At 34.4% G+C, this 11,199-nt stretch carries 11 protein-coding genes and 1 pseudogene; 10 read left to right on the forward strand and 2 right to left on the reverse strand.

Annotated features, from left to right (window positions below; translation table 11 throughout):
* Positions 1-144: 144 nt before the first annotated feature.
* The gene (locus tag FB6_RS08340; RefSeq protein ID WP_174559565.1) at positions 145-309 is read right to left on the reverse strand and encodes a hypothetical protein; all 165 of its coding nucleotides are present in this window, start codon (positions 307-309) and stop codon (positions 145-147) included.
* Positions 310-472: 163 nt separating this feature from the next.
* On the opposite strand from FB6_RS08340, the gene FB6_RS08345 reads away from it, so the two are divergent.
* The 10 genes and pseudogenes from FB6_RS08345 to FB6_RS08390 form a co-directional block, all read left to right on the forward strand.
* The gene (locus tag FB6_RS08345; RefSeq protein ID WP_174559566.1) at positions 473-616 is read left to right on the forward strand and encodes a hypothetical protein; all 144 of its coding nucleotides are present in this window, start codon (positions 473-475) and stop codon (positions 614-616) included.
* Between the two features lie 26 nt (positions 617-642).
* On the forward strand, positions 643-2,535 hold the full coding sequence (locus FB6_RS08350) for an RHS repeat-associated core domain-containing protein (protein WP_174559567.1): 1,893 nt from the start codon (positions 643-645) through the stop codon (positions 2,533-2,535).
* Positions 2,532-3,653 (forward strand): hypothetical protein, encoded by a 1,122-nt coding sequence (locus tag FB6_RS08355; RefSeq protein ID WP_174559568.1) that lies wholly within the window; start codon positions 2,532-2,534, stop codon positions 3,651-3,653. The genes FB6_RS08350 and FB6_RS08355 overlap by 4 nt, the downstream gene beginning before the upstream one ends.
* A 43-nt stretch (positions 3,654-3,696) precedes the next feature.
* Entirely contained in the window at positions 3,697-5,472 is a 1,776-nt protein-coding gene (locus FB6_RS08360) for an RHS repeat-associated core domain-containing protein (protein ID WP_217427332.1), read from the forward strand.
* A gap of 10 nt (positions 5,473-5,482) precedes the next feature.
* Positions 5,483-6,655, forward strand: a complete 1,173-nt coding sequence (locus FB6_RS08365; RefSeq protein ID WP_174559570.1) for a hypothetical protein — start codon at positions 5,483-5,485, stop codon at positions 6,653-6,655.
* A gap of 314 nt (positions 6,656-6,969) precedes the next feature.
* Entirely contained in the window at positions 6,970-8,091 is a 1,122-nt protein-coding gene (locus FB6_RS08370; protein WP_174559571.1) for a hypothetical protein, read from the forward strand.
* Positions 8,092-8,111: 20 nt separating this feature from the next.
* Positions 8,112-8,249 (forward strand): hypothetical protein, encoded by a 138-nt coding sequence (locus FB6_RS08375; RefSeq protein ID WP_174559572.1) that lies wholly within the window; start codon positions 8,112-8,114, stop codon positions 8,247-8,249.
* Positions 8,239-8,487, forward strand: a complete 249-nt coding sequence (locus FB6_RS08380; protein WP_174559573.1) for a hypothetical protein — start codon at positions 8,239-8,241, stop codon at positions 8,485-8,487. Before FB6_RS08375 ends, FB6_RS08380 begins: the two co-directional genes overlap by 11 nt.
* Positions 8,444-8,938 carry an RHS repeat-associated core domain-containing protein gene (locus FB6_RS08385; protein WP_174559574.1) on the forward strand — a complete coding sequence of 165 codons (495 nt, stop codon included), beginning with the start codon at positions 8,444-8,446 and terminating at the stop codon, positions 8,936-8,938. The genes FB6_RS08380 and FB6_RS08385 overlap by 44 nt, the downstream gene beginning before the upstream one ends.
* A 204-nt stretch (positions 8,939-9,142) precedes the next feature.
* Positions 9,143-9,229, forward strand: a pseudogene (locus tag FB6_RS08390) (nitroreductase family protein); the annotation flags it as partial.
* A 199-nt stretch (positions 9,230-9,428) separates the two neighbouring features.
* On the opposite strand, the gene FB6_RS08395 reads toward FB6_RS08390, so the two are convergent.
* Positions 9,429-11,117 carry a ShlB/FhaC/HecB family hemolysin secretion/activation protein gene (locus FB6_RS08395; RefSeq protein ID WP_254592215.1) on the reverse strand — a complete coding sequence of 563 codons (1,689 nt, stop codon included), beginning with the start codon at positions 11,115-11,117 and terminating at the stop codon, positions 9,429-9,431.
* Positions 11,118-11,199 lie beyond the last annotated feature (82 nt).

Genomic DNA, 11,199 nt, shown 5'->3' on the forward strand with positions numbered 1-11,199 from the left:
TCTTCTAGAGTGAGATGAGTATAGTTCATGATGCAACTTTGACTTTGGTCGGTCGGAAGCAAAATGCTAGCTCATCTTGCTTCCTTCCAATAATTTAATCTCTGTTGCACTTCATTTGAGAATCTAAGTATTAAAAAATAGCTTCTATATTGATGGTTCTAAAACAAAATTTCTAAAAAACCAAGTCATTTCACAAGCTAATCTTACTAAAGATAAAAAACCTTTTGTATTAAATAAATCTAGAAAATCACTTTTTATTGAAGTTTCTGAGCAAATATTCCCAGATGCAAATGACGATACTACAGCCATCCCTAGCACCCTTTACGTCAAATTTTCACCAGATACCATCATAGACAGTAATACATTTACACTTACCCAAAGAAATGATCAAGCTTACGCTATAGTATTAGACCATTCTCCTCGTGTCCGCATTACCAACAATACATTTAACGGGTTTAAAGTACCTATTTTGATGGATCAATGGAGTTCTATCGTCGACGAAAAAGGCAATGAAATTAAACCTGAAAATTTCACTGGTTATGGCAATGTAATTAACCCTGATAAATTTTCAGGTAATGTTACGTTGAATCGTAAAGGTGAAATTGTGAAGGAATAAAATAGAACAATTGATTAAATATTTCAATGGATCAGCAGTTTAATCAGCAAGGTATGATTAGCAAACGTGCTATAACATTCAACACTCGAAATCAACAACGTGAGTTTTCACAGCTAAATGGTTATGTGAATGGGCTTCGCGTATGGGAGCAACAACGCTTAGGTATGGCGAATGAACAAGTTTCCGATATTCATTCACCTGAAATTCAAGATGTCGTGGTTGATCGTGATTATGTGATGTTGGCTGGTTTACCTATCATGCAGTTTAGTCAGATCGCAACACAAAAATTGAATGGAAAATTAGAATCTGCTTCTGCTTCATTTAATGCGGTTCAATTCAACCGTATTGGTGCTCCAATTCAAGTGTTCGATGAAGACAATAATACACGCTGGCAAACGGATTATTCTGCTTTTGGGGAACGTTTAAATACTATCAGCACGCATAATGATGAAGCGAAACTGATTAGAGTGACCCAAAATTTACCTATTTCCCAGTCTATGGATGATTTACGTTATACGATTTCAATTCGTTTACCTGGGCAAAATGAAGATCCAATTACAGGTTTATATGACAATGGTTATCGTCAGTATGATCCGAGTGTAGGTCGTTATTTAACCCCTGACCCAATGGGGACTGTAGATGGTTTAAATCCTTATTTGTATGTGGGAAATAATCCGTTAAATAAGGTTGATCCTTATGGGTTGTATCAAACCGATATGCATTATTACATCACATATTTTCTTGCTATTACCGCAGGGATTGATTCAGATAATGCGAGAAGGATTGCATTGGCAACGCAGTTTGTAGATGTGAATGACAATACAAGTCCGTTACCTGAAGGAAGTCATTGGTATAATTATGGTAGTATTGGATATAATAATGCTACAACTACACGCCTCGAATGGTATCACTTTGTTAATACTCGTAATGGTGTAAATCCTACTTACGATTACAATAGTTGGGATCTCGCAAAGAAACCAAATGAGACTGAAACTACATATAGATTAAGAAGATTAACAGCAAATCTTAATCAAATACCCCAACTTAAAATCATGGTGAAAAACTATAAGAAAGCAGCTAATTGTAATAATTTAAACTTGAGCATGCAATTTTTTGGAGAATATTTGCATGCCTTTGAAGATACCTTTGCGCATCGAGATGCAAATAATGATCCATATGCTATAAATAATGGGACTGGGCATGCATCTGGCGGAGAAAATCCAGATTTTACTTTTAATCATAATGAAAATGGCATATTAGGTCATGGTAGTTGGAATAACAATGAAGCAAGAACATTAATTGAACAAGCCTCAGTGTATGCAAAACTGCTAGAGTATAGAAGAGAAATTCTAAAAATTCCCGATAATCAAACAAAAGTGATTTCATGGAATACTTTATCTCCATATTTACAATCCTTTAATGCGATTAGAGAAAGTTCTAATCCAGATTTGGCAGGCTCAACAGAGCCATGGAAAACTAAAATTACTTATTTACAGAACTTATTAAATAATAAATATACCGCCAATGTTCCACATGGAGACCTTCCTAGTACAAGTGCTCCTAATTGGGGTTATAAACCAAAACAGGGTGGTAATTTTGAGTTGATTAGGTTTTTTAAAGACGAAGAAACTGGAAAAAATGCACTTGGAGCGGGTAAAGATGGTTTTAGTGTTCCACAAGCAATCACCAACCGCATTACAACTTTAAGTACTTTAGCAAAAAATAATAAATATAAAGAATATCAAAATGTGATTTGGGAAACTTCTGTTAAAAAATATGAATCCAAAGATGGTGAAAAGGGGGATGTAGTAACATCAGTGCAGAAATACCAACTAAAAGTAGTTAAAGCTATCCCAAATACGATTGGATATGAATCTTTAGTCGTTTTAGGCTCACCACCGAAAGGAACTACAAAATGAAGAAAACCATATTTATATTAGTAACGTGCATCACCTTAGCTTCATGTGATAAAACTGACCTAGGCAACAGTATACAATATGAATTTCCCGAATGTGGTACTAGTCAACTAAATGGAAAAACTATTCCCAAGGTCTGTGCCACTCGTGATTTAATAGCAACTAAAACACATAATGATTACACACCGAAGTTCATCAAAATCATTGTAGGTGCTGGGCATGCAGGCTATGGTTCTTCGACATCGAAAACAGGAGCAGTTTTAGGGTTTGAAAATAAAGAATTTGATATGCAAGGGCATGCATGGGATTTTTCAAAACAAAAAAATCCTTCTTTAGTACTCAGTGGTCATGACATTATTGTAAGAAATGGTATTATTCTAAATGCTAATATCCTCTTAGGTTCAAATATTTATTTTTCACCAAATTTTTCTACAAAAAAACAAATCAATAACTTAAATATCGAGCAAGATGGTTTTTTATATGCAAATAATACGTATGATTGTAAAAAATTAGGAATATCTTCTTGTGATGAACGTAACTTATTAGAAAATGTACTCATTGAAAATATCAAAAATAAAGCAAACGATTTAACTTTACAATCATGGGGAGGTGGAATACTTAACTCACAATTAATACTTAAAAATAGAATTAATATTTATGGTTCAAAAGCTACTATTATAAATAATAAAATCATATCAGATGCAGAGTTGAAAGCTGAGAACTCGATATTCCCTTTAATCCAGATTAATAAATCTATTTTTTTAGCTTATTCACAGCAAATTTTCCCAGATGAAAATGATGATAAAATAGCTATTCCTTCAACTTTATATATCAAATTCTCTCCCGATACAGTCATTGACGGTAATACCTTTACCCTCACCCAAAAGAATGACGAAACTTATGCGATTGTATTAGACCACTCCCCTCGTGTCCGCATTACCAACAATACATTTAATGGGTTTAAGGTTCCTATTTTGATGGATCAGTGGAGTTCAATTGTTGACGAAAAAGGCAATGAAATTAAACCTGAAAATTTCACTGGTTATGGCAATGTAATTAACCCTGATAAATTTTCAGGTAATGTTACGATGAATCGTAAGGGTGAGATTGTGAAGGAATAGCTGTACAGTCGATCAGAATATTTCGATGGATCAGGAAGGTATAATGAGTAAACAGGCTTCCAATATTCATTCACCTGAAATTCAAGATGTCGTGGTTGATCGTGATTATGTGATGTTGGCTGGTTTACCTATCATGCAGTTTAGTCAGATCGCAACACAAAAATTGAATGGAAAATTAGAATCTGCTTCTGCTTCATTTAATGCGGTTCAATTCAACCGTATAGGTGCCCCAACTCAAGTTTTTGATGATGAAAACAATACCCGCTGGCAAACGGATTATTCTGCTTTTGGGGAACGTTTAAATACTATCAGCACGCATAATGATGAAGCGAAACTGATTAGAGTGACCCAAAATTTACCTATTTCTCAGTCTATGGATGATTTACGTTATACGATTTCAATTCGTTTGCCTGGGCAAAATGAAGATCCAATTACTGGCTTGTATGACAATGGTTATCGTCAGTATGATCCAACTGTAGGTCGTTATTTAAGCCCTGACCCGATGGGCACTGTAGATGGTTTAAATCCTTATTTGTATGTGGGAAATAATCCGTTGAATAAGGTTGATCCTTATGGCTTGTATCAAACCGATATGCATTATTATATGACTTATTTCTTAGCGATTACAGCAGGAATTGATTCGGATAATGCGAGGCGGATTGCACTAGCAACTCAGTTTGTGGATACAAATGATAATACCAGCCCTTATGATGATGAAGCTGGATGGGCGCCTAGTTTAGCTAAAAACTTTTTAACAGAACGATTAGAGTACTATCATTTTACAAATAGTCGTTCAATCATAACTAAGCCACTTCAAGGTCTGGCATTAGGAAATTGGGATTTTGACGAAAATGCATGGAAAAAATCAAAAAGTACACTGTCTTATCAAACTTGGAGGCTTACATCCAATGTCAATGGAATAGAACAATTAGGATATTTAGTTGAAAATTATGAACAAGCTAAAAAGTGTAATAATCTCAATTTAAGCATGCAATTTTTTGGAGAATATTTACATGCTTTTGAAGATACCTTTGCACATCGGAACCAAGATAATGAGCCTTTTGCGGTAAAAGCAGGTGCAGGACATGGAACTCATGGCTCTAATCCAGATTATACTTATAATCATTACGGTTATATTGAACTTCCAACAAACGTCTTAGGTTATGGCGCATGGCTAGTAAATGAAACTAGGTCAATTATCGAACAACAGCAAGTCTACCAAAAACTTTTAGATTATAGGAGAAACATCTTAAAAATCCCTGATAGTCAAGTTAAAATTGTATCGTGGAATGTATTAAAGCCATATTTAGCTGTCTATAATGCGATACCAGAAAATTTGAACCATGATATTGACAAAGGATCATTGGATAGCATTAATGAGAAAATTACATATTTAGAATCACTTCTTAATGGAAAGTCTACGACTCAAAATATTTATGCCTATAACTATGTAACGAAAAAAAATGATTTAATTAAAACTGCTCCAATAAAAACAAGCTGGGGATATAAAACAAAACAGAACTCTCCATTTGAACTCATAAATCCAGTTGGCAAAGCTTACTTTAGTGGTAAAGATGGTTATTCTGTTCCACAAGCAATCACCAATCGAATTGGAGTCTTTGAAAAATTAACAAAACAAGATATAGCGAAATACAGCCACTTAATTTGGGAAACTTCAGTTTCAAAATATATGTCTCATGATGGAGAAAGTTCAGCATTAATAGAAGCTGTTAGGAATTACAAACTACTTACAATGGGCAATCAAATATATAAAGGAAGCAGCCCTTTTGTTGTAAAAGGTAAACCACCAATACAATGAGCAATCACTTATGAAAATATATTTATTAATTATTTCAACTATTTTAATATCAAGTTGTAGTAGTAAAGCTGAAAGAGTAGAAATGGAATGGGATTTTCCAAATTGTGGCACAAGTATTTTAAACAATTCTAAAATAACGAAAGTATGTGCTACACGTGATTTTATTGCCCAAAAGCCACGAAAACGAAAAAAGGATTGGTTTGGATTTTTAGCGGCTGAGGGAAGTTCAGGCTATAAAGGTCCTATTGACCAAGAAGGTGGTTTAGAGGAGTTTAAGAATAAAGAATTGGACATGAAAAGGCATGTATGGGATTTTTCTGAGCAAAACAATCCAAGTTTAGTACTGCAAGGAAATGATAGTGCTATAACAAATGGTATTATTCTAAATGTGGATATAATTTTAGGAGATAATGGCTATTTCACTCCTAATTTTACAACAGGAGAGCAAGTTAATAGTTCTAGTGTAGGTAAAAATACAAACTCTGAAATTATAAAATATGGTTTTTTATATGCTGATAACTTATATGACTGTAAAAAAGGTACCTATGTCCCATGCAATAGTGATCAATTAAAAATATTAGAAAATGCTCAAAGATTGAAAAAAAGAGAAAATATGTTTATTAAAAATATAAAAAATAAAGCAAATGATTTAACACTACAATCATGGGGAGGTGGAATACTTAACTCACAATTAATACTTAAAAATAGAATTAATATTTATGGTTCAAAAGCTACTATTATAAATAATAAAATCATATCAGATGCAGAGTTGAAAGCTGAGAACTCGATATTCCATTTAATCCAGATTAAAAAATCTAATTTAATCACTCATTCACAGCAAATTTTCCCAGATGAAAATGATGATAAAACAGCTATTTCTACCGTGACATACATCAAATTCTCTCCTGACACAATCATAGATGGAAGCACCTTCACTCTTACCAAAAAGAACGATCAAGCCTACGCCATTGTATTAGACCACTCCCCTCGTGTGCGTATTACCAATAATACTTTTAACGGGTTTAATATCCCTATTCTCATGGATCAATGGAGTTCTATTGTTGACGAAAAAGGAAATGAAATTAAACCTGAAAATTTCACTGGTTATGGCAATGTAATTAACCCTGATAAATTCGCAGGTAATGTCACCATGAATCGTAAGGGTGAGATTGTGAGGGAATAAAAATACGATTGTAAAAATATATCAATTCACTTGATCAAAAAAAGATATTTACCAATGTCATTTGGGATACAGCTGTAAAAAACTATGAATCCCAAGATAATGAAAAAAATATTGAAAAACTAGTAAGAAATTACAATTTAAAAGAAAAAGGCATATTAAGTTTATTTGACAAGCAACCATTTTTAGTAAATGGTACACCACCTAGAAAATAATCAATCTAACATCCATAATATTTAATATATTTAAAGATTAAAGTAGTGAAAATTATAAAATATTAATTTTATAATTTTCACTATATTTACCTTAGGATTTTTATGAAAAAATTTATTAATCTATTTTTTACATTCTCAATTTGTGCATGCTCTAATGCAAAAGATAAAGAATTTGAAATTATTTACCCCAAATGTACAAATTCACCTTCGACTGTTTGCGCCACATACGACTACTCTTCAAAAGTTACCAAAAAAGAAGGGCAGTTTACAGAATTAATTGCTACTATTGTTAGTGGTGGTCATGCAGATATGCGACATAAGGAAAGTATTAATAACAATATTTCTCTTGATGAAATAAAATTAAATTTAAATAAACATATTTGGGACTTTTCAAACACACCAAATTCGATATTATTTATTGAGGCTAATAATAGTCAAATATCTAATGGAATTATTTTAAATGGGAACTTAATGCTTGGTGAGCCTGATTACTTCCCACCTAATTTTTCACAAAAAAATCAAAAGAATAATTTAAATATTGATTCTTCCATAAATAAAGATTTAATAAAAAATTACTACCTATATGCTAACAATGATTTTAATTGCAAAAGATATTCAGGTAAAAATTGCAATTTTCCCAAAAAAATTGAAAATAATATATTAAATCAACTAAACATGCATGTAAATAATTTAAATATTAAATCATGGAATAGCATAATTATAAATTCAAGCTTAGTTATTAACAACTCAATTAATATTGATGGTTCAAAAGTTACAATAAAAAATAACACGATTATAACAAAAGCAAATTTAAAAAATAAAAAAACACTTTTTCCATTAACTCCACAAAATTTATCCAAATATAATTCAATTTCAGTACAAATTTTTCCAGATCAATGGGATGAACAAACAGCTATTCCTAATGCTCTATACATCAAATTCTCACCTGATACCATCATAGATGGCAACACCTTTACCCTCACTCAAAAGAATGACCAAGCCTATGCCATCGTTTTAGACCACTCCCCTCGAGTCCGTATAACTAACAATACATTTAATGGATTTAAAGTTCCTATTCTCATGGATCAATGGAGTTCTATTGTTGACGAAAAAGGCAATGAAATTAAACCTGAAAATTTCAATGGTTATGGCAATGTGATCAATCCCGATAAATTTGCAGGTAATGTCACCATGAATCGTAAGGGTGAGATTGTGAAGGAATAATCGTACAGTGGATTAGTATTTTGATAGATAAGCAAAATATGGTTTCAAAACGTGCTGTAGCATTTAATACCTCTCGTCAGCAACGTGAGTTTTCTCACGTAATAGCTACTCAATGGGCTTCGCGTATGGGAGCAACAACGCTTAGGTATGGCGAATGAACAAGTTTCCGATATTCATTCACCTGATATTCAAGATGTTGTGGTTGATCGTGATTATGTGATGTTGGCTGGTTTACCTATCATGCAGTTTAGTCAGATCGCAACACAAAAATTGAATGGAAATTTAGAATCTGCTTCTGCTTCGTTTAATGCGGTTCAGTTCAATCGTATTGGTGCGCCGATTCAAGTGTTTGATGAAGACAATAGTTCTCGCTGGAAAACATTATTCTGCGTTTAGGGAACGCTTAAATACGGTAAGTACACATAGTGATGAAGCTAAACTCATTAGGGTGAATCAAAATTTACCAATTTCTCAGTCTATGGATGATTTACGTTATGCGATTTCGATTCGTTTGCCTGGGCAAAATGAAGATCCAATTACAAGTTTATATGACAATGGTTATCGTCAGTATGATCCAACTATTGGGCGTTATTTAACCCCTGACCCAATGGGAACTGTAGATGGTTTAAATCCATATTTGTATGTAGCTAATAATCCGTTAAATAAGGTTGACCCTTATGGTCTGTATCAAACCGATATGCATTATTATATGACTTACTTCTTAGCGATAACCGCAGGAATTGATTCGGATAATGCGAGACGGATTGCGCTAGCAACTCAGTTTGTGGATGAGAATGAATACACTGCACCAATGGTTTCTGGTGATCAAAGTAAATTTATTGACTGACGGGAATCTGTATTTCTGAATGCAAGTACGAATCGTTTAAGATGGTACCATTTTGTTAATGATCGCCCAATGTTCGATTATAGTGCTGGAGCCTATGCATATAGTATTTATGATTTAGCACAACCCAAAGGAATGTCTGATAAAGACTATGCTATATGGCGATTAACATCAAATTTAGATAGGAATATAAAGAAGGATTCTAAATTGATTGGTGCAGGTGAACGAGCTAAAGACGGCGTGTTCTTCCCGCAGTATCGTTTTGACCGTGAGCTGTTTGTTCAGAAGGTTTAATCATTCTCCCACTCATACAGTATTTGATACGTGCAAGGCGACATGGATGTCGCCCATTAGACTATGGCATATGGACGTACCATTAGTCTAACCAAGAGATTGCATCTTGGTTGACAATGGAACAAGCATAAAAGACATTCTTTGAATACTTAATCTTTGGAAATTTTAAGCAATTGGCAACATAAAACTTATTCTTCAATTAAAAAGTTTTCTGCCAATTTAGCCATACTTGATAATCATCACGATTATTCATTTGTACAGGCTTGTCACCTAAAGGGAACCCGAATGTAGCTTGAATGCTGCCTGCATAACGATTGTCCCAGCTGAGGCCTATGCCCGCACTTCTCAGCGATACGGTGTTCTTTTCAGTAGAACCTACCCATGTCTGAGCATTCAACTTTAATTTAGCCATATCAAGAAATAGTTTTCCGTTTAGCCGATTTTGCGCATTTGACCATAAATCCTGCCTTAATTCCAAACTTGATGCCAAACTTTGCGATGCAGAAAACAGACTGCTTTTATAGCCCCGCATGAAGTTTGAACCACCCACATAGTAAGCTTCAGAACTGTCCAGATTATCAGGACTATAAAAACCTTCAACAGATGCAAATAATTCATTACTCTTCATAAGGCTTTGCAGGCGCGATGCTTTCAGAAATACACTCAAATAGTCACCATTAGATTGACGCGAAAGTGCATCTGCAGCTTTGACAGCATCATCTTTAATGTCTAAATGTCCAAATGAACTCATTACTGCAAGCTCATTAAAACCCGCACCGCCCATTGAATCATAGGATGAATGATTTAAGCCTAGCTGCATGCTGTTAATATTGCGGTGATTAAAGTTTTGTGTAATTTCCACATCATCTTCAAGCTGTTTATGACTAAAATTTAAGGACAGCATGGTTTGCTGTTTTGAACTTTGCATCACCGGCTGCTGCAACCAAACGGAGGTTTCTTTAGCATTGCCTTCATAGCCTAAATCTTTTAAATCTTGACCTAATTCATATTCTAAATATGAATAGCTTGCCCCTACCTGTGTTCCTGAACCATGTACCAATGCTGAATAACCAATTTTTCCATAGTTCATTCGCTGACCGCTGCTCATTGCATCCAATGACAGCTGATCTCCCAGCCCCAATAGACTGTTTACACGTATACCGCCTGTACCGCGGACTTCACCCGTATATTTACTACCAAAATTATCTGCACCTAAATATGCCTGATATTTTTGTGCCGGAACCAGCTCGACATTTAGCAAAGTTTCATTTTGTGACAGTCCAGAAGTAAAAGATAAATTATTTTTCACCCCATTTAGCCGGTTCAAGCGTGATGATATTTCATCAATAGAACCATCACTCAATAACTGTTTATTTTGCAACGGTGCAATTATTTGATTTAGCAGCCACGGCTGGGTATTAGATGCATTGCTTAAATGCACGCCATTCAATTGCGCTTCTACGACCTGAAGGGTAACAATCCCACCATTCAACGTTTGGGCCGGCAAAAATGCATAGCTGTAGCTATAGCCATTTTGTGCATAATAATCACTGACCGTGTTTGCTGCTTGCTGCAATTCCGTCAATGTCAGCTGCTTGCCTTCATAAGCTTGAATTTGTTGGCGAAGTATTAATTCAGAAAACTGCGTATTGCCCTGAATCTCAAATTGGCGAACAAACACTTGCTGCTCCCCATGAACAGAATGTCGCGGCTCAGATGCTTCCGGAACTTTATTTTCTTGTGCAGGCTGAATCTGCGGGCTTTTTACTTCCTGCAATAATTGACCTGCATTTGGGATATTTTCTGCAAAGCAAAGCTGCCCTGTTGCGATTAAACTGCATAAAAGTAACGTCTTAGAACCAGCAATCGCCATTAAATTTTTATTCATTTCAACCCCAATATTTAATCTTAAAATAGACCGTTATTTCATTTATAGAAAAGGCTATATACCAATGTCGATTTCTGAGCAT

This window comes from Acinetobacter bouvetii (assembly GCF_902753875.1).
Lineage (GTDB): Bacteria > Pseudomonadota > Gammaproteobacteria > Pseudomonadales > Moraxellaceae > Acinetobacter > Acinetobacter bouvetii_A.